Annotated in this window: 19 protein-coding genes; 10 read left to right on the top strand and 9 right to left on the bottom strand. The window is 39.9% G+C overall.

Translation table 11 applies throughout. The features are described from left to right. Positions 1-66 precede the first annotated feature (66 nt). Positions 67-1,104 carry a uroporphyrinogen decarboxylase gene (gene hemE / locus SYN7502_RS00390; RefSeq protein WP_015166911.1) on the top strand — a complete coding sequence of 346 codons (1,038 nt, stop codon included), beginning with the start codon at positions 67-69 and terminating at the stop codon, positions 1,102-1,104. A 366-nt stretch (positions 1,105-1,470) separates the two neighbouring features. On the opposite strand, the gene SYN7502_RS00385 is transcribed toward hemE, so the two are convergent. Next, the gene (locus tag SYN7502_RS00385) at positions 1,471-2,085 is read right to left on the bottom strand and encodes a MarC family protein (protein WP_041429652.1); all 615 of its coding nucleotides are present in this window, start codon (positions 2,083-2,085) and stop codon (positions 1,471-1,473) included. A gap of 210 nt (positions 2,086-2,295) precedes the next feature. Between SYN7502_RS00385 and SYN7502_RS00380 the strand changes: the two genes are divergently transcribed. Further along, on the top strand, positions 2,296-3,960 hold the full coding sequence (locus SYN7502_RS00380; protein WP_015166909.1) for an acetolactate synthase large subunit: 1,665 nt from the start codon (positions 2,296-2,298) through the stop codon (positions 3,958-3,960). Between the two features lie 37 nt (positions 3,961-3,997). Here the strand turns inward: SYN7502_RS00380 and coaBC are convergent, their stop codons facing one another. Both coaBC and SYN7502_RS00370 read right to left on the bottom strand, forming a co-directional pair. After that, complete coding sequence (gene coaBC, locus SYN7502_RS00375) at positions 3,998-5,203, bottom strand: bifunctional phosphopantothenoylcysteine decarboxylase/phosphopantothenate--cysteine ligase CoaBC (protein ID WP_015166908.1); 1,206 nt, start codon at positions 5,201-5,203, stop codon at positions 3,998-4,000. A 116-nt stretch (positions 5,204-5,319) separates the two neighbouring features. Continuing rightward, positions 5,320-6,591 carry an MFS transporter gene (locus tag SYN7502_RS00370; RefSeq protein ID WP_246828948.1) on the bottom strand — a complete coding sequence of 424 codons (1,272 nt, stop codon included), beginning with the start codon at positions 6,589-6,591 and terminating at the stop codon, positions 5,320-5,322. A 134-nt stretch (positions 6,592-6,725) separates the two neighbouring features. Here SYN7502_RS00370 and SYN7502_RS20375 point away from each other — a divergent pair, with 134 nt between their 5' ends. The 3 genes from SYN7502_RS20375 to SYN7502_RS00360 all read left to right on the top strand — a co-directional run bounded on the left by SYN7502_RS20375 (position 6,726) and on the right by SYN7502_RS00360 (position 9,076). Then, complete coding sequence (locus tag SYN7502_RS20375) at positions 6,726-6,965, top strand: glycosyltransferase family 2 protein (protein WP_371257836.1); 240 nt, start codon at positions 6,726-6,728, stop codon at positions 6,963-6,965. A gap of 235 nt (positions 6,966-7,200) precedes the next feature. Further along, complete coding sequence (locus SYN7502_RS00365) at positions 7,201-8,226, top strand: WD40 repeat domain-containing protein (RefSeq protein ID WP_015166906.1); 1,026 nt, start codon at positions 7,201-7,203, stop codon at positions 8,224-8,226. Between the two features lie 10 nt (positions 8,227-8,236). Next, positions 8,237-9,076, top strand: a complete 840-nt coding sequence (locus tag SYN7502_RS00360; RefSeq protein ID WP_015166905.1) for a DNA-formamidopyrimidine glycosylase — start codon at positions 8,237-8,239, stop codon at positions 9,074-9,076. Here the strand turns inward: SYN7502_RS00360 and SYN7502_RS00355 are convergent. The 4 genes from SYN7502_RS00355 to SYN7502_RS00340 all read right to left on the bottom strand — a co-directional run bounded on the left by SYN7502_RS00355 (position 9,073) and on the right by SYN7502_RS00340 (position 12,884). Further along, positions 9,073-9,852 (bottom strand): TatD family hydrolase, encoded by a 780-nt coding sequence (locus SYN7502_RS00355; protein ID WP_015166904.1) that lies wholly within the window; start codon positions 9,850-9,852, stop codon positions 9,073-9,075. The two genes, SYN7502_RS00360 and SYN7502_RS00355, sit on opposite strands and share 4 nt — an antisense overlap. A 15-nt stretch (positions 9,853-9,867) precedes the next feature. Then, positions 9,868-10,239: an AbrB family transcriptional regulator gene (locus SYN7502_RS00350; RefSeq protein ID WP_015166903.1), complete on the bottom strand. Its 372-nt coding sequence runs from the start codon at positions 10,237-10,239 to the stop codon at positions 9,868-9,870. A gap of 294 nt (positions 10,240-10,533) precedes the next feature. Continuing rightward, a complete protein-coding gene (locus SYN7502_RS00345; RefSeq protein WP_015166902.1) occupies positions 10,534-11,919 on the bottom strand; it encodes a DUF2330 domain-containing protein in 1,386 nt (461 codons plus the stop codon). A 56-nt stretch (positions 11,920-11,975) separates the two neighbouring features. Beyond that, complete coding sequence (locus tag SYN7502_RS00340; protein ID WP_015166901.1) at positions 11,976-12,884, bottom strand: RnfABCDGE type electron transport complex subunit D; 909 nt, start codon at positions 12,882-12,884, stop codon at positions 11,976-11,978. 215 nt (positions 12,885-13,099) lie between these two features. On the opposite strand from SYN7502_RS00340, the gene SYN7502_RS00335 reads away from it, so the two are divergent. Both SYN7502_RS00335 and SYN7502_RS00330 read left to right on the top strand, forming a co-directional pair. Further along, the gene (locus SYN7502_RS00335; protein WP_015166900.1) at positions 13,100-14,704 is read left to right on the top strand and encodes a 2-isopropylmalate synthase; all 1,605 of its coding nucleotides are present in this window, start codon (positions 13,100-13,102) and stop codon (positions 14,702-14,704) included. 68 nt (positions 14,705-14,772) lie between these two features. Next, positions 14,773-15,225, top strand: coding sequence for a hypothetical protein (locus tag SYN7502_RS00330; RefSeq protein WP_015166899.1), 453 nt, complete (start codon positions 14,773-14,775; stop codon positions 15,223-15,225). A 36-nt stretch (positions 15,226-15,261) separates the two neighbouring features. Here SYN7502_RS00330 and SYN7502_RS00325 read toward each other — a convergent pair whose 3' ends face one another. Beyond that, complete coding sequence (locus SYN7502_RS00325) at positions 15,262-15,681, bottom strand: DUF309 domain-containing protein (RefSeq protein ID WP_015166898.1); 420 nt, start codon at positions 15,679-15,681, stop codon at positions 15,262-15,264. Between the two features lie 175 nt (positions 15,682-15,856). On the opposite strand from SYN7502_RS00325, the gene SYN7502_RS00320 reads away from it, so the two are divergent. From SYN7502_RS00320 to SYN7502_RS21130, 3 genes are all read left to right on the top strand, one after another. Continuing rightward, positions 15,857-16,153 (top strand): transposase, encoded by a 297-nt coding sequence (locus SYN7502_RS00320; protein ID WP_015166897.1) that lies wholly within the window; start codon positions 15,857-15,859, stop codon positions 16,151-16,153. Positions 16,154-16,155: 2 nt separating this feature from the next. Further along, complete coding sequence (locus SYN7502_RS00315; RefSeq protein WP_015166896.1) at positions 16,156-16,695, top strand: transposase; 540 nt, start codon at positions 16,156-16,158, stop codon at positions 16,693-16,695. Between the two features lie 172 nt (positions 16,696-16,867). Next, on the top strand, positions 16,868-16,990 hold the full coding sequence (locus tag SYN7502_RS21130; RefSeq protein WP_256377865.1) for a hypothetical protein: 123 nt from the start codon (positions 16,868-16,870) through the stop codon (positions 16,988-16,990). Positions 16,991-17,227: 237 nt separating this feature from the next. Here SYN7502_RS21130 and SYN7502_RS00305 read toward each other — a convergent pair whose 3' ends face one another. Continuing rightward, positions 17,228-19,891 carry a ParA family protein gene (locus SYN7502_RS00305; RefSeq protein WP_015166895.1) on the bottom strand — a complete coding sequence of 888 codons (2,664 nt, stop codon included), beginning with the start codon at positions 19,889-19,891 and terminating at the stop codon, positions 17,228-17,230. Between the last annotated feature and the right edge of the window lie 5 nt (positions 19,892-19,896).

Genomic DNA, 19,896 nt, shown 5'->3' with positions numbered 1-19,896 from the left:
AGCACTGAATACGATCGCAATAAGTCCTATAATTTACACCTAGACTTTAAAGGATATAGAGGACTTATGGGAGGGAATGATCGGTTACTCAGGGCAGCTAGGGGACAAGAACTAGACCGTCCACCAGTATGGATGATGCGCCAAGCAGGACGTTACATGAAAGCATACCGAGACCTGCGGCAAAAATATCCAACCTTTCGGGAGCGTTCTGAAATACCTGAATTAGCTGCGGAGATTTCTTTGCAACCATTTAGGGCATTCCATCCCGATGGTGTGATCATGTTCTCTGACATTCTGACCCCTCTACCTGGCTTAGGCATTGACTTTGATATTATCGAAAGCCGAGGACCAATTATTGCCGATCCAATTCGCTCTCAGGCACAGATTGATGCCCTAACAGAGCTTGATCCTGATACAGCAATGCCGTTTATTAAAAAAATTCTAGCAGCGATTAAACATGAAGTTGCTGATCAAGCCACCATCCTAGGTTTTGTCGGTGCGCCTTGGACTCTAGCTGCCTATGCAATCGAAGGTAAAAGTTCTAAGGACTATACCATCATTAAGTCTATGGCTTACTCTGAACCTCAAATACTCCATAGTTTTTTAAAAAAATTAGCAGTGGCGATCGCTGATTACGTCAGGCATCAGATTGATTGTGGTGCCCAAATAGTCCAAATTTTTGATTCTTGGGCGGGACAACTTAGCCCGACAGACTATGAAACCTTTGCTCTACCCTACGAGAAAATGATTGTGGATTTAGTAAAAACGACCCATCCTGACACCCCTTTAATTCTCTATATCAATGGCAGTGCGGGAATTTTAGAGCGGATGCCTAAATCTGGAGTAGATATTATTAGCCTTGACTGGACAGTGGATATAGCTGAAGCAAGGGCAAAGTTAGGAAATATAGCAGTTCAGGGCAACCTTGATCCCTGTGTTTTGTTTGGTAGTCAGACTTATATTCGCGATCGCATTTTTGATGTAGTTAACAAAGCGGGGCAAATGGGACATATTATGAACCTAGGACATGGGATTTTATCCACAACCCCAGAAGAAAATGCCCAATTTTTCTTTGAAACCGTTAAAAGCATGAGTTTTTCCTAAAATTCTTGGATTTTTACAAAATTTTTTGTAGGATTTTTTTAAGCAATATGTTATATTGGATACAGCTTAAAAAGCTTATAAAGTTTGATATTTTGTCCAATTAGGCAACGGGAGGTGATGTCCATGCAAACAGAAAATCATAAATGCTTGGATCATCAAACTCTAACTGCTACAGTTACAACTTTTTTAGCATAGTCTAAATATTTTCAGTAAGTAGTTTAATATTTAGCTTCTATTTAAGTTACTGGCGGCTGGTTAATTGGTTTGATGATCCATCCCCATCCATTCTCGATAACGTTACTAATGTTTTACTACATACAGTGACTTATTGGGTGTGGATATTTTTTTATCTAACTATATTAAAAATTAACCTTGACTCAGTTGGAAAAAGTTACTTACCCCTGTCAGCATAGTTTGGACAGCGATCGCCACCACAATTAGTCCAATAATGCGGGTGATCATGTTAGCTCCAGTATTTCCTAATAAATTTTGAATTCCCTCGGACTGCATTAGTATCCAGTAGGTAAAAGCCAAAATTATAATTATTACTCCCCCCGTAATTGCTTGATCGGGAATACTGAACTTGTTATTATCAGTAAGTAGTACCACCGACATGATCGCACCAGGACCAGCAATAAAAGGAATTGCCAACGGAAAGACTGCCACGTCTCCTAGGGAAGTTATCTCTTCTTTGGTATCATTTGCCTCCTCCAGCACCATTTGCAGTCCCACAATCAATAGCACTAATCCTCCCCCAATTTGAAAGGCGGGTAAACTTACACCTAAAGCAGCGAGTAAAAATTGTCCAAATATTAAAAAACCACCTAAAATGCCTGCTGAGAGCAGAACGGCACGGAGCGCAATTTTTTGTCTTGCCTCTGGCTCCTCTCGATGGGTAATACTGATAAATACTGGAACAAGGGCGATGGGGTCAATTATTACAAATAAGGTAATTGCATCTTGGGTGATATGTTGCCACATGAAAAAATCTATTGCCTTTAGCATAGAGAATGATGAGTTGCTATCTGAATACCATGATTTGACTGACGAAACAACTAGCTTGGGCAGAAATCCTTAAATCTAGGGACTTTACCCACAAACACCCCAAATCCTTGCTAAACTTTTGGCTAGTTTTCTGAAATTAAAGACCTCAACTTACAAATAATAAAATCAAATAATAAAATTACAAATATGAATACGGCAGAGCTTCTGGTGCAGTGCTTGGAAAATGAAGGTGTAAAATATATTTTCGGACTGCCCGGGGAAGAGAATATGGAAGTTTTGAATGCCTTAGAAAAGTCTTCCATTCAATTTATTACAACTCGCCATGAACAGGGGGCGGCATTTATGGCAGATGTCTATGGCAGGCTGACAGGAACCGCAGGAGTATGTCTTTCCACCTTAGGACCAGGTGCTACTAATTTAATGACAGGGGTAGCTGATGCTAATCTTGATTGTGCTCCCCTCGTGGCAATTACAGGACAGGTCGGTACTGATCGCATGCATATTGAATCCCATCAGTACTTAGATTTAGTGGCAATGTTTGCGCCCGTAACCAAATGGAATGCTCAAATTGTCCGTCCCAGTATTACTCCAGAAATTGTGCGTAAGGCATTTAAGGTGGCACAAAGCGAAAAACCAGGGGCAGTGCATATTGATTTGCCTGAAAATATTGCGGCTATGCCGGTGACTGGATCGCCTTTGCATCAATCCAATGATCGGGACAGCGATCGGGGTAAAAGCGGGAAAATTTATGCTTCCTATCACAGTTTAGGGGAGGCAGCAGGGTTGATTTCCAAGGCTAAGAACCCTCTGGTGCTGGTGGGCAATGGGGCAATTCGTTCCTATGCCAGTGATGCGCTTACGGAATTTGCAACTCAACTTAATATTCCTGTTGTGAATACATTTATGGGCAAAGGCGTAATTCCCTATACCCATCCTTTATCGCTCTGGACGATGGGATTACAGCAACGAGATTTTATTAGCTATGCCTTTGATGAGACGGATTTAGTAATTGCCGTGGGCTATGATCTGGTGGAATATTCCCCCAAAAAATGGAATGCCAGTGGTGCAATCCCAATTATTCATATTAGTGAACTTGCCGCCGAGGTGGATAGCAGCTATATCCCTAAGGTAGAGGTGGTGGGTGATATTGCCGATGCCTTAAATGAGATTATCCATCGGTGCGATCGCCAAGGCAAACCTAATCCCCACGCCCTAGAGCTAAGACATAGTATAAAAGCTGACTACGAGCAGTACGCAGAAGATTCTGGCTATCCCGTCAAGCCCCAAAAAATTGTGTATGATTTGCGTCAGGTGATGGGGGCTGAAGATATTGTGATCTCAGATGTGGGAGCGCATAAAATGTGGATGGCAAGGCATTATCATTGCGATCGCCCCAATACATGTATTATTTCCAACGGGTTTGCGGCGATGGGCATTGCAATTCCGGGGGCTTTGGCAGCCAAGTTAGTTTATCCTGAGCGTCAAGTAGTGGCAGTCACAGGCGATGGTGGCTTTATGATGAATATGCAGGAGCTAGAAACTGCAGTGCGCTTAGGACTAGCATTTGTGACTTTAATTTTTAATGATGGCGGCTATGGCTTAATTGAGTGGAAGCAGCAGGTACATTACGGCAAAAGTGCTTATATTCAGTTTGGCAATCCCGACTTTGTAAAACTAGCTGACAGTATGGGATTAAAGGGTTACAGAATTGAAGCGGCGGCTGATTTAGTCCCCACATTAAAAGAAGCACTGGCACAGTCAGTACCCACAATTATTGATTGCCCTGTGGATTATCGTGAAAATATGTTGTTCTCCCGCCGATCTGGTTCTACTACTGCGACTACTACTTAAAGTCCATAAACACATCCACCTAAGGCTGCAATTATAACTATTCAGGTTTAAGGACGAAATCTAATAGCCGATGTGCCAGTTCTAACTTAGAACAGAGGGGTGTAATAGTTTGAACACCGTTTCTGCGGATAAAAGTTGCTTGGTTAGTATCTGTTGCAAAACCTGTTTGTGTGGAATTAACTTGATTGGCAGCGATCGCATCTAAATTTTTAGTTTGTAACTTTAATTGAGCAGCGTTAATAATTTCCTGAGTAGTTCCAGTTTGGGCAGCAAAACCAATTAATTTTTGGTGCGACTGTTTGTGCTTACTTAATTCTTGCAAAATATCAGGAATTGATTCTAACTCTAGTTGACTGGGCAGTTCCGATTTAGGCAGTTTGCGATCGCTATAATATTTAGGTTTTACATCCCCAACTGCAGCCGCCATAATAGTTAGGTCGGGTTGAGTATTGGTAAATTCAGATAACAGTTCTCTGTGCATTTGTGCCGAAGTTTGAACAGCGATTACTTTAAATTCTTCTAAATTCAGACTAGGATTAGCAGTGACTAACGTAACATTTGCCCCACGATGATGGGCAGCTTGGGCGATCGCTATCCCCTGTTTACCTGTAGCAGGATTACCAATAAAACGTACAGGATCAATAAATTCTCTGGTACCCCCTGCACTGACAAGGATATTTTTACCCATTAAATCCTGGTTGCCCTTTGTCCAAAGTACCGACTCAATATAATTCAAAATTACTTCTGGTTCTGCCATCCGTCCGTTACCAACTGCATCACAGGCAAGAATTCCTGAACTGGGGGCGATCGCTCTGATTCTGGGATTAGTTAGTAAACTTTGCCAATTATTTTGTACCGATTCCCACATGGTTGTATTCATGGCAGGAGCTACTAAAAGCGGACACCGAGAGGCAAGTACCGTATTTGTGAGTAAATTATCCGCTAGTCCCCACACTAATTTTGCTAAGGTATTGGCACTAAGGGGCGCAATTACAAATACATCTGCCCAATCTGCTAATTCAATATGTAAAGGTTTGCCATTGGTCGGTTGCCAAAAATTGCGATCGCTATAGGCAGGATTTCTCGATAAAGTAGCAAATGTTAAACCCGAAACAAATGCCTCGGCGGATTCTGTGAGGATTACTCGCACTTCTATCCCATTTTTAGCCAAGGTGGAAACAACTTCACATACCTTATAGGCAGCTATTCCTCCCGTGACGCCAATTAAAACTCGCTTTGACATTTAATTCGTCATTTAAGACTAATATTTAATATCTTTACTGTATCCCTTGATTGTTCAACAAGCTGTAAATTATAGGTTCTTAAAATCTCAGCCAATAAATGCTTTAAGGTACTTAATTACTCCACCTTTGAGGGTGCTTGCAGCCAATATCCCATAAAAATTCCTACACCTGCCCCTAAAAATGTGATCGCTGTAATCAAGAAAAAATTTGAAATTGAAAATATTTCGGTAAACTTAGGTCTCAAGAACCCAAAGCTTGAAACTGCTAGGGATACTCCGCCAAAATAGGTGCCAACTCCAATTCCAGCCAAGGATTTAGGAACCATAGTCAAAGCAAAAGGAATCGTGCCATTATTAACTATGCTCATACAGGCAAGTAATAGCAAAATAATTAAGCTAGAAGCGATCGCCACATTATTAATAAATAAAGTAATAGACAATAACCCTAAACATCCTGTCATGCCTAGCAAACTCCAAATCATTAGAAACCTATTTTCAATTTTTTTAGCGATCGCCCCAAATATAAGAGCAAAAAGCGACTGAGCGATAAAAGCTGCCCCAATTAAGATGGGAACTGATATACCTAAAAATGGTGATATTTGGACAGTAAAAATATGAGGGATAACTTCACCTAAAAGTAAGCGCAGAGATAGTCCTATCAGTGTCCCAACCACCAAAATAATTATTAAATTCTTGAGAGAAGCTCGAATTGGTTGATTTTGATCTATCTCTACTTCTGTCTTTTTTGCCTTGGGTACATAAATTATGGCAAATCTTAACCCAGCTACCCCAGCCAGTAAAGAAATCGAGGCGATCGTAAATGTTATAGGTGCGCCCAAACCCACAATAAAATTAGTTGCCAAGGGACGAATCGAACTAATAAAACCGCCAACTAAGGTTACGATACTCGCAGCTTGAGGCAATTGAGTCTCAGAGGCAAAACGACCCAGTAAAGATAGTAAAGGACTCCGAAACGTTGCCATGGCGATCGCCCATAAAATTGCCAAACTCGGTAAAACTAATTGCGTCAGCGCATTTGCACCACCAAAGATCACAACACAGGGCAAAGCAATATATAAGCCCGTGGAGACAATTGTTCCCGCCACAATCAAGGGTATCCGTGAACTAAACCAACGCTGCCACCGATCAGATAGCCCACCAAATACTGGTTCAATAATTACAGCGATCGCCCCTTCAATCACAAAAATCAATCCTGTAAGTTGCTGCGCTTGATCCAATGAATAGGCAAAAACCTGCTCGATAAACTTCGGCAAATAAATTCCATAAACAACCCAAGCCAAGGAAATTGCCCCCTGAACTAATGCCAAACTCCATACTTGAAGCCATTGCACCTGCGATCGCGTTTCACTCATAAAGCTTTTCCCCATATACTTCCCATATACTTTATAGGAGTCACCTCAAACCACCAATTTGATCCGAAAATAAGGAAAAGTAGCATTATCAATAATTAAAATATCCACCACCCGTGCAGAGCATTCCCTACTAGTCCTCAAACCTCAATATAAATACAGCGAACGTTTATATAATTATCCCCATTCGTAATCGTAAGCATCTTACCCTCGCTTGTTTGGGAAATTTGCGGATTAACGGAGATTTAGCAAAATATCAAGTAGTGATAGTTGATGATGGCTCTGGTGAGGCAATCCGATCGCTATATCCAGAGGTAATTCTTTTAAGTGGAGATGGAAATTTATGGTGGACGGGGGCGATCTCCTCTTTAATTAAAGTAGAAATAAACTAAATTTTTACAAAGTCAAGATTTGGTCAATTTTCATAAAAACTTAAGAATTAGCAGAGAAATTCTGGATATGTATCTATATCTGTAGTTTAGTGGTTCTAACTTAGTCAATTTGACTTTTTATATGCTGTATGTACTGAAAACACTAGCTTACAGCCACATGCCTATGATATAGATCACATTAAAGTTGTGATTTAAATCAATTGCAATATTGTGTTTTATGCTAGGAAATAGGGTAATGAAATTAATTTCTGGGAGCAGGTTAGCGGCGGCTGTGGCAATTTTCCTAATTGGGAGTTCTTACGGGACTAAGGTGCTATCTCAGACAGAGGTCAAGCCCTTAGAGGTTTTTGCTGGTCATACTAGTGATGTCAGTGCGATCGCCTTTAGTGCCGATGGGAAAACATTGATCAGTGGTAGTAGGGATAATACCCTCAAAGTTTGGAATATTTCATCTCGAAAGCTTTTGCGAACTCTATCAGCCAACTCTCAAGGTATTACATCTATTGCCGTTAGCGAAGATAGATCGGTAATGGCGACGGGAGATGTTGATAGTAGCGTTAAAATTTGGGAATTAAAAAGCAATAGGTTATTACGCACCCTCTATGGTCATACTCGCTCCGTTAGTGCTGTAGCTATTAGTCCCGATGGTAAATTGCTTGCTAGTGGTAGCGACGATCGCACAGTTAAGATTTGGTATCTTCCCACAGGGCAGCTTTTATATACCCTTAAAGGGCATCCAGATTATATTAGTAGCCTAGCTGTTAGCCGTGATGGTAAAACCTTAGTCAGCAGCAGTGGTGATGCCGATAACACCGTAAGTCAGTATGGCAATATTAAAGTCTGGAATTTAGTGAATGGTAAACTAATTTATAGTCTGAAACAAGAAAGTCCAGTAGGTTCCCTTGCGATAACCCCTGATGGTAAAACTTTATTTAGCGGCAGTTTTGGGCAAATAGCAACCAAGGATACGGCGATCAATACGATCATGGTTTGGGACTTAGCCAAAGGCAAACTAATTCGGAACTTTGCTGAGAATTCTGACTCGGTGGAATCTATGACCTTGAGTCCAAGTGGTAAGGTTTTGATTACAGGTAATTTCCGTGGCACTGTAAATTTTTGGGATTGGCAAAATCGTAAGCTTCTAAAGACGTTTAAAGCAAGCGATGTCGATCCAATTAGTGCGATCGCCATTAGCCCCGATCAAAAAAGTATTGCCAGCACCGCAAATTCTATAATTAAAGTGTGGAAATACCCATTCTAACCATATATTAATGCCCGAACTTCCAGAGGTAGAAACCGTACGACGTAGTTTGCATGAATCCACCTGCGATCGCCAAATTATTAGCAGTGAGATTTTACTAGAACGGACAATCGCTTATCCCCATAATCCAGAGGAATTTAACCTAGGGCTAAAGGGTAAGCGAATTCTGTCTTGGCATAGACGGGGCAAATATCTCCTAGCAGAACTCAGTAATGACAGTTGGCTAGGAGTTCATTTACGCATGACAGGAAAATTATTGTGGTGCGATCGCTCTTTACCGATTCATACACACACCCGCATTAGGATTTATTTTGCCAACCAGCAAGAACTAAGATTTAACGATCAACGTACCTTTGGACAGATGTGGTTAGTGCCGTCAGGAATAAATCCTGAAGAGATAATTAGCGGCGTTCAAAAATTAGGAATGGAACCCTTTGACCCCAATTTTAATTATGAATACTTACAGAATAAACTGAGAAAAAGCGATCGCCCAATTAAAAACTCATTACTAGATCAAACGGTAATTGCAGGTATTGGCAATATTTATGCTGATGAAAGTTTATTCCTGAGTGGTATTCATCCCCAAACTAAATCTAATCAACTTACTAAAAGTCAACTAGAATCACTAGTCCAAGCAATTCGGAGAGTTTTAAGCGATGGTATTACCCACGGTGGTACCACATTTAGTGATTTTGTGGATATTGGCGGCGATAAAGGTAACTATATTCATTCGGCTTGGGTATTTAGACGGACGGGACAACCCTGTAAAGTTTGCAGTGGGGTTATTGCCAGAATTAAACTTGGTGGGCGATCTACTCACTTTTGTCCTAAATGTCAGCCGATTAGCTAAACCAGTTTGAATAACCTAAGTGCATTTTGAGTAGTTTCCTCAGCTAATTGCTCTAAAGGTTCACCTCTAATTTCAGCCAATTTTTGAGCCACATATAAAACAAATGCAGGTTCATTACGTTTACCTCGATTGGGCATGGGTGCTAAAAACGGACAATCAGTTTCGATAAGTAGGCGATCGCTTGGCACAATTTGGGCAGAGGCTTGAATAGTTTGAGCATTCTTAAAAGTAACAACTCCACTAAAACTAATGTACATTCCCAGATCAACAAACCATTGCGTTTCTTCAGGATTTCCCGCCCAACAATGCATTACCCCTGTAATAGGTTCAGGATATTTATGATTAAATTCTGCTAATACCTCACGGGTAGCGATCGCTGCATCTCGACAATGAATAATTACGGGTATATTTAAACGATGGGCAATATCTAATTGAGCTTGAAATGCCAAAATTTGTTGCTCTTTATTTTCCGCTTTATAAAAATCTAAACCAGTTTCGCCAATTGCCACAACTCGGCGATCGCTACTGGCTAAATTAAAGATTTCTTCCTGCCATTCAGGTTGCCATGTATGAGCATCTAATGGATGTAAACCCACAGCAAAACTAAGCTCAGGAAATTGATTAGCGATCGCTTGAATTTGACTAAATTCCGATGGCTTCACACAGGAATGTACCAACCGAGTAACTCCTGCCTCTTGCCACCTTGATCTTACCAATGGCAAATCATCGTTAAAATCCTTAAAGTTAATATGGACATGGGTGTCAACTAGCTGCATCGATTTATATTAACGTTATACCGAGTCTTCCTCATTAATAATTTGACGAAGCTGAATATGTTTATAGCCTAACTTAATTTCAAATTCATCTCCCGGAACTAATCCCATCTCTTCTGTGTAGGTGGCACCAATCACAATTTGACCATTTTTATGCACACTAACACGATAGTTAGGCTCTCGTCCCCGCCCATCTTTAGATGTTTCTGGATCAAGGGGAATCCCATTGGCTTGAATTAATGCCTCATAAAATTCTGTAAGATTGGCACTATCTTTATTACTAGAATAGTAACCGCAAATTTTGGCTTGTTCTCGTTTAGATAAATGACTGGATTCTTTAACTTTTTGGAGTAAAGCTTTACCCGTTAATGGAGCGATCGGCTCAGACATAGTTGATTAATATTATTACTATTTAAGAATATCTAAATTTCAGGTAAATTTCACGCAAATTTTATAAGACTTGATCACGAAATTAGTAAATTTTTTTTCTATTTTATGAAAAGTTAATAAAAAATTAAGACTAAAAAACCCTCAATCATCCTAAGAGCTTTAACTCAAATAAAAGAAGAGGGATTTAAAAATTAGATTTTGGCTTTATGAATTCACTCAATTAATTAACCAGACCAATTAGCTAGTTATTTTAGTCACGAATTACTTAATTAATCACAGATAATTAAGCCTAATTTATCTCCAAATATTTTGCCAGAATTGTTGAATCGGATTCCTAGGCACATCGACTACGGGTAAGCGACGGCGAATATCTGCAATTTTCCAATCGGTTAGTTGCGCTAAAGTTTGTGCCTCTTTTTCAAAGCGTTGAGGTAACGACCTCCTGTAAGCTTGACCTGCTTCACATTTAGCTTCTCCCTTAAAAGCATGGCGCATAATATATCGACCTTGGAACTGTTGTTGATTGGATGTTTCTTGGAAGATTAAGTCTTCGGGAAATTTATCACGGTTATAGCGGACATGAATTCTTGTAATAAATACATTCCCCCTCGATGGGACGGAAATGCGGCGATCGCGAATGGAGTTAAAGGATGAGTTTAAGGGCATAGGTACAGGCGAATTTAACCAAAATACACCAGCTTTTGTTAACTCTTCAGGGGTTAGAGGTTGTGCCGAACAGGGATCACAACTACTCATATCCCACGCATATTCTAGGAAAGCCACTCTTTTATCCTCACGGCGGTGGGCAGTTTGGAACATAGCCTTATAAAAACCACCAAATTCATTTTTAACAAATTCTGGAATCTCGGCATCACTGGGAATATTAACCATTCGATAGTTAGTGACTTCCGCTTGTCCTCGGGGTGAGAGAATATACACTAATAAATCTTGATCACCTTTGGCATTAACCATCCCCAAGCGAATTGGCAACATAAATCGTTTGGACTCAAACGCCATCATTAAGGGACGAAGATATTGGGTGTCAGATTTTGCTAGTTCTTCAAGATTGACCTTAGCTACAAAGAATTTCAGATTTTGGCGAATATAAGCCTGTAAAACTTGCCTTGCTCCTGGGGGAATGCGATAGCCATTTTCGAGCAGCCATGTTTCTAGTCCGCCAGATTCTTTGGCACTGAGGATTAAAATATCGTACTCACCCACGGTAAATTTCTCTTCGATGGTGACACCTAAATAAGTATCTTTACGAGTTTTCATGGCATCCATTACTCCATTCGCACTAGGTGCCGCTCGCATAGACTCCATCATTGGATATACTGGCGCACAGGGATCAGCATCAAAATATTCCACCAACCGAGGCGCACTAAAGCTATCAAGACGTTCGATAATTTGGGCATCTCCAACCCGCACTTGATCTTGCTTCAAAATTGTTGGTACAGGTATGACAATGGCAAAGTCTTTGACATCCCCTTGAAAATCATTTGCCATAGTTAAAATCGTGCGATCGCCATCACGGGCAATTACCACCTGAGAAGCATTGTTATAGAGTTTGGCATCAGCTTTAGATACATAAAATCCACAAAATGCCCAAGCGATCGGATTAAAGGCGCACAGCACAACTAGGCTTAAAAGCAGGCTGAAAATAAGACGAACAGGTTTCATAGGTTTATCTCTACTCTAAAGATTCGATTCTAAAAATTTGATAGGATTGGCAAGATTTAGCTTAGGACTAATGGCTTGGAAGTTAGAGGCGCTTGATCCTTAAACCAAGTAAATCGAGGAGCCTTGTAGAGATAATCCAAAACTAAGGTTAATGGTGATAGGGCAAATAGGGCATAAAAAACAGCATCAGATACAAAGAAATAGTTGCGTAGGATAAAAGTTAAGCAGGCGATCGCCACCGCCCAAATGATCCGCGCACTTCGAGCATTGGGAATAGACCGAGGATCGGTAATCATAAACATGGCAAATAGTAACAACGAGCCACTCATTAACCTATGTCCCAACACATCCCAACTCCAGCCGAGATAAAGATTACGAATTAGCTCCAAGCCCGCATAACTGCAAAAAAAAGCTGCTGTCGTATCCCATCTACCTACCCGCTTTAATACCATGCCGCCCATACATAAAAATACAAGGGCATACCAAACCTCATCGCCCCACTGCCCCGGTGAAACCCAAGCATCGGATGTAAATAAAAGAGCGGTAACAATGCCAAAGTTCCCCGGATTAAACCAATGTTTATCGCCAACTCGAAAAATAAATTTAGAAGCGATCGCACAAAAAGCAGCCAAGATCATAGTTGAAGGACTACCTGCCCTGAGTAATAAACACATGCCTAAAGTCGTAACAAGGGCACTGGGTAATCCTTTCAAGATGTGATTTTTGACTCTATAATTAACTGGATAATTAATTTGATGGGCAGAGAAATTTGCTAAGGGAAACTGCGTTTGCAACTTAAAGGTTAACCATGACAGCAAAACTTGGGTACTTAAACAAGTGCCAGCAATAACCGCCATTAATTCAGGCTTTAATGTCCAATCCCTTGTGCCAATTCCTAGTACTAAAAATAGAAACAGAGACAAAATTTGGTAACTTCTGGCATCCTTTGAGATATTTTCTAGCATCGTAACCTCACAGGTTTTATGGTGTTGAGATAAATTTGATGGGCTTAGTATATCTGTACCCCAAATTAAACTTGCTCTGTTGCTAAAAATGAAACAGTCCTTTAATCTAAAAAGCCAATCCAGAAGCTAATTTAAAAACTTAAATGTAAAGTTAAACACAGAAAGTTAAAGTCAAGTTAAAATTATCAATACAGATTGAATATGAGTTAACTACCATGTCTATTCCCGATCAAGCCGCCGAACAAGACCGTGTAATTATTTTCGATACGACTTTGCGTGATGGTGAACAATGCCCCGGTGCCACCCTAAATGTTGAAGAGAAGCTAATTATTGCACGGCAACTGGCGAAACTGGGAGTAGATGTAATTGAAGCAGGGTTTGCGATCGCCTCACCGGGGGATTTTGAAGCAGTCCAAAAAATTGCCGAAGCTGTTGGCACTGTCGATGGTCCTATCGTTTGTAGTTTAGCAAGAGCGATCAAAGCAGATATTAAAGCCGCCGCCGAAGCTGTTAAACCCGCAGCCAAAGGTAGAATCCATACATTTATCTCCACTTCTGATATTCACCTAGAGTATCAATTGCGTAAATCTCGATCTGAAGTCTTGGCGATCGCTGAAGAAATGGTTAGTTATGCCAAATCTTTTTGCGATGATGTGGAGTTTTCGCCGATGGATGCGACCCGCTCCGATCCAGATTATCTTTATTCTGTCCTAGAGGCAGCAATTAGGGCAGGGGCTACCACTCTAAATATTCCCGATACCGTTGGTTATAGCACTCCCGAAGAGTTTGGAGCTTTGATCCGTGGTATTAAACAAAACGTGCGAGGCATTGATAAAGCCATTATTTCTGTGCATGGACATAACGATCTAGGCTTAGCAGTGGCAAACTTCCTTGAAGCTGTGAAAAATGGAGCCAGACAACTAGAATGTGCGATTAACGGCATTGGTGAACGGGCAGGAAATACCGCTTTAGAAGAAGTGGTAATGGCTTTGCATGTGCGTCGTCAATACTTCAATCCGTTTTTGGGACGGGCTGTGGATTCCGAAGTACCTTTGACTAAAATTGATACTATTCAAATCCATAAAACCTCCCGCTTGGTTTCTCAATTCACGGGGATGTTAGTGCAGGCAAACAAAGCGATCGTTGGTGCCAATGCCTTTGCTCATGAATCGGGAATTCACCAAGATGGTATTCTCAAAAATAAGCTCACCTATGAAATTATGGATGCCCAATCCATTGGCTTAACCGATAACTTAATTGTGCTTGGGAAGCATTCGGGTCGTCATGCCTTTGGTGCCAGATTAAATGAATTGGGGTTTGAGCTTTCTGAGCAAGAGCTAAATAAGGCATTTGTGCGCTTTAAAGAACTCGCTGATAAGAAAAAAGACATTAGTGATTGGGATTTAGAGGCGATCGTTAATGATGAAATCCGTAAAGTTACTAAGGCATTCCAGTTAGAGCAAGTTCAGGTTAGTTGCGGCGATCGCTCCGTACCCACAGCAACTGTAACGATTCTTACCCCCGAAGGTAAAGAAATTACCGATGCCGCCGTCGGAACTGGTCCCGTGGATGCAGTATATAAGGCAATTAACCGTCTAATTGATGTGCCTAATCAACTGATTGAATTTTCTGTACAGTCAGTCACCGCAGGGATAGATGCTTTGGGAGAAGTCACAATTCGCTTAAAACATGAACGGGGAATTTTTTCTGGTCATGCGGCAAATACTGATATTATCGTCGCTTCTGCCACTGCCTACATTGATGCTTTGAATAAGTTACACCATGCTTTAGTATCAACTCAGAAACTAGAAAAAGTATAGGTTACTGGAAGTTGTACCTGCATACACTTGTTTTTGTTCCCGCAGGTGATCAGGTATAATTTCCGTCTATGGTTTTACCCTACGAACACCAAATTATAAGCAATACAGCAAAAATTGTCTCACTTCATGATCGCATCCATGAGACTTGGAAATATCGAGATAGGAGTGAAAAGGAATGGAAAATTTGGGAGCAAGCCTGTAAGGAGTTTCATTGTCAATATAATGATCTAGCTTTTTTAGGTGGGATTAATGGGGTTAGAAGCAGATTGCGCTCGGGTGATCAAGAAGCGATCACCTATGCCTTGAGTTTTTTGGAAATCAGACCCTATTTTTTTAGATCGGGATACATTTATAAAGACTTGGTGCGGGTTCTGCGAAACTGTCCTTTATCTTCTACTCAAAAAGAACAATATTTGGCTATTAGGGAGAGATATACCCAATTTTTGCACACCCGAAAATTATCAAAAACAATTTTGTATATTGTTATAGTGGCAATTTCGGTGCCCTGCCTGCATTGCTAAACTACCCCACGACCCCAAAGCTGGAAAAATTCTAATCTATGGCTCTTCATCACTAGAAATATAAACAATTTCAGGCAATTTGAGAATTTTGCTTTCTAGTTCCCCTTTACCTGATTTTTGGATTTTGCTCAGCAGTTCAGCACTGTCTTGAATTAGTTGACTGACATTTACCCCTTTGTATTCTGGCTGAAAGTCCCTAAGCCGACCTATGCCTTCACCCAGTAAAATCATGCTGCCCTTGTAATTGGAATTTCCAAGGTGATAAAGCCCCACTGCAATTTGCAATAATCCTTGATAAAAAGTTTTTTCTGGATAATAAGCATCCATCCATATTGCTTCTAAGAGATCGTGGCAGGTATAGAATTCTTGTTTGTTAAATTGGGCGATCGCTTCTAGAAATTGAATAGAGTTTAAATCTAAAGCCATATACTCTTCTGTTTTTGTAAGGGATCGCATTAATTTTGAAGATTATTTATTGTAGCCTGAATAAAGTTGTGCGATTTTAGTACGATCTAGTAAAAAGTCAGATTAGTCAATCGAAGCATGGAATCGACTTTGAAAAGGCAAAAATGCCATGGAATGATTGTTATAGAGCCTATTTGACATCTAGAAATGGTAGTATAAACCCAAAATGGCTTACACAAGCGACTTAACAGACAAAGCATGGGAAATCATAGAACCATTGTTACCACAGAAAAAGCAGACCAGACCATCTAATTGGACAAAGAGACAAATACTCGATGCCATCCTATACCAACTAAAGAATGGTTGTAATTGGATAGATTTACCCAAAGACTTCCCACCATACTCAACGGTATTTTGGCACTACAAGCAATGGCGAGATGCAGGGGTAATCACAAGAATAATGAAACAACTGCATGGCATGGTGAGAGAACATTCTAAAAAAACAGAAAATGGACAAGCCTGATTATGATTGACTCACAGGCAGTTAAGAATACTTGCAATGCAGGAGTGGAGTCAAAAGTTTTTTGCTTTTACAAAGCCACAAACGGGATCAAAAGACACCTAGCAGTTGATAGTTTAGGATTTCCATTTTTCACTCATTGTACAAAAGCAAATGTAAGTGATGACCAAGGACTAATTGAGATGTTCACAGAAAATATTGATTACTTTAAGTCCAAGCCTATGAATGTCCCTAAGATTACAATTTTGCTGGATAACGGGTATCATCCAGACCGCATTAGGCAGGAGCTAGAGAAGATTTACCCTCAAATTATGAGCAAAATCAAGTTTGAACTATCGGACAAGCCCACTAAAGCAGAAAAAGCATCAGTTGGAAAGTCTGGGTTTGTCCCTATCAAGGCAAGATGGGTAATTGAAAGGTCGAATGCTTGGGTTGAAAGATGTAAGATTTTAGTTAAGAACTTTGAGAAAACTCTATTTAATGCTTCAACAAAATTGAATCTCTGTTTCCTCAGGCTATTGCTCATCAGGCTTGCAGAAAACTAGATCTCAAATACACTCTATAGGGTTGAAATCTAAACTTTATCAACAGACAAGCCTCGTTTTATGATCATTGGCAAGATTGACGGCAAAAACTAGTCAGCAATTGTGACTTATCGAGGTTCTGTGGTTAGGATTATTTCTGTAAGGTGATCGCGCGAAAATGAGGTGAAGCTATATGAAAGCTGAAGAGTTGGATAAAAAGTTTGATGATGGTGAAGATATCTTAGATTTATTCGATCTATCCACATTAAAACGTCCTGCTTTAGAAACTCAGCCTATTTCTGTTGATTTGCCTTAGTGGATGATTTCGGCAATTGATCGAGAGTCAGCCCGTTTAGATATAGATCGCCAGTCTATAATCAAGTTTTGGATTGTGGAACCTATAGAGAAAGTTGCTGTTAAATTTTGAGCATTTTTACTGTTAGCGAATGGTTGGAATGGTGATAATGCAGCCTTTGAAGCTAACTCCCGCGATGTTGCACTTATCGGTGGGAGTTAGAACTAGCTTTTATAGGGGGCGCAAGCCTCCCTACATTTATCTTCCACCCTTCCGAATCATTTTGAATCCATATACATAGATATCGGCAAAGCCATATCGAATCTCTTTTTCACGCCATTTAGCTAATCCTATATCGCTCAAAAAACCAGAAAAGTTATCAAAGTCAGGATATGAATCTAGATAACTTTGTTGCCATACTACATAAAGTTCTTCTTTGGTAGGCAATGCTGGAACACCTTCTAAAGATTCAAAAAATCTTTCTAAGTCTGGATACTCTTGTCTAATTGCATCACAACGTTCTTCAGACGCTTTTTCTAGACCTCTCTCTAAAGATGTACCACGAATTAACCGATCAGATGGTGATTTTAATGATGCTTGTCCCTTGTAACTGAGTTCATGTTCTTTTGCTCCCTGAAGTAATACACTTAAACTTCGAGGGAAAGTAGCGCCGCTTAAATCTGATAGGCGTTCATAAACCCATCTATGAACATACTTAGCCTTAGTACCAGTTCTTCTACGCACACCCCACAGTAAATCCAGTGCTTTATTTAAATTTTCTTCAGTGGCAGTATCAATATTTTCAATAGGTGAGGTCATATCCACTAAATTTTTGAAGGCTCTTGATTGCATAGCTTGTCGTAAGGCAAGGCGTAAGAAATCAACTCTCGTCCACTTTAGAAGAAGATCACGTCCATTAAAATGACTTTTATTGTCAAAGTTTAAGCGATTCCAAATATCTTCACGTATGAAAATCTTAAATCTAACTGAAGTTAATCGGCGAGCGTCACAAGCTTGAATAAGTTGAAATAGACCAGTTAATGCTTGCTCTCTAACCCCATTTTTCTCAGAAAAATCTTCATCTAAATCATCATACAAGATCCAAATAGTCTGATTTATCTGGATTTTTTGCTCACCAAATAAGTCTAGAGCATCTTTCACAATTAATCTAAAATTATCGTCGTTTGTCAGTTGAATTAATGCTTGAGTATGCTCGGATTGCCACCTTCCAATAGGTAGATTCGATAAAGTATTTCTCAAATTATTAAACTTCTCAATGTTATTTCCTCTAGCCAAATTTAACTGTCTAGACTGAAATAATCTAAGAATCAAATAAGCTCTCCACAAAGCTTCCCATGTTCCAGTTTCTCCTAGCTGTCGATGAATAAATTGAAACTCATCTCTCGATGGACGGCTTTGATCAAATGTGCCATGACCAGAGAAAAAAGTTACAGCATCTAAACGACCATTAGCTAATTCTTTAGCTTTTGGTTCATGATTTAGTAGAAGCGAGTATAGCGCAGTCTTCCCTGTTCCTTTTCTGCCCTTAATAAGACAGGTGCTTCCATCTAAAAACTTTTCAAAATTAGCTGTTTTCTGAAATAAGTCAATAAGATTAGCTTTGGGATCAGCAGCATTTAAAGCTGGGAAGTTAAGGCTTTCAATTATTCTCCATCTTTCATCACTATCCTTTGTATTTAATATCTCTCCTAAACGCTTTTGGTTGTTATCTTCATCAATTAAATTAGCTATTCGGTTGTAATAGTCTAATAGTCCAGTTACAGGATAATGATCTGCTAGGGCAATAGGGGGGAGATAAGGTACTATAAATGGATCAGCAATTTCATAATCAGTTTCATTTACTTGCTCCATATTTGGTTCTTTTTCTATAACGTCTGACAATAACTTCCAAATTTCTGTAACTTTTTTCATGCCAGTTTCACTGAGATCTGGAACAGGAGAAAAGACAAAATTGATTGATAACTTGCCGAACGAATTAAGTGATTTTAGGAGCAGATCAATCCCCTGTCGGTTTTGCTCGTTAGGGAACAAGAATATAATTGCTTCATCCGCAGCCTGTAGTAGAGATAAAGCGCCCCATTCATTTATACCTGTTCTTGAATCTACCAAAATAACATCTGGCTTTAACTGCTCTTGAATTTCTCGCCTAAAAAGAGTCCATAGAGTTTCACCATTATCAAGAATTGTGGCTGCCCGTAGATCATCAACCTTGGAAATGTAGTCTAGAGTCAAAGCCCCCGCAGGAACAATAAAAAGTCTTCCCGTTGCATCAGGTATCGTAACTTCACCAAATATTTTAGTAATTAAAACATTTGGCTCTACTCCATCAGGTTGATAAGAACGCTCATAGAAATAATCCACAATCCCAAATTCAGGTGATGGATCTAAACGAAAAGCCGTACTTAATCCAGGCGCTTCCAAATCTAAATCAACAGCTACCACTTTCCGCCCTCTCATAGCCAAAATCCAAGCTACATGAGTTAAGGCTGTTGTTCGTCCTACGCCTCCTTTGAAAGAATAAAATGTGATGGTTCGAGGAGTGCGAAGTTCAGATTCTAAAGATGGTCTTTGATTTTGGGGATTTGCTGCCAATAAAGCTAAATCTTGCCAACTATTAATAGAATTTTCATTAGTAATTGGAGGTACTGATAAATTCAACGATCTCGCTTCTTCTACTGTGTATAGGGAAATAAAACCTTGAGATATTTTAAATTGATTAAGAACATTTTGGAGATTATCTCTTCGTTGTGAGAACGATAATCCCTTAAAGCGATCGCTTACAATCGTTAAATTTAAAAGTCCAGAGGTTGAAATATTTATTTCAGCCCATTCACTACTTGGGTTCTGTACATAAATATCTATAAGTTGATGCTTTAACGATACTTGCCAGACTTCCTGCATAGTGA

This window comes from Synechococcus sp. PCC 7502, from assembly GCF_000317085.1.
GTDB lineage: Bacteria > Cyanobacteriota > Cyanobacteriia > Pseudanabaenales > Pseudanabaenaceae > PCC-7502.
The sequence above is the reverse complement of the archived record's forward strand: the minus strand, read 5'-3'. Positions and strand labels throughout refer to the sequence as shown.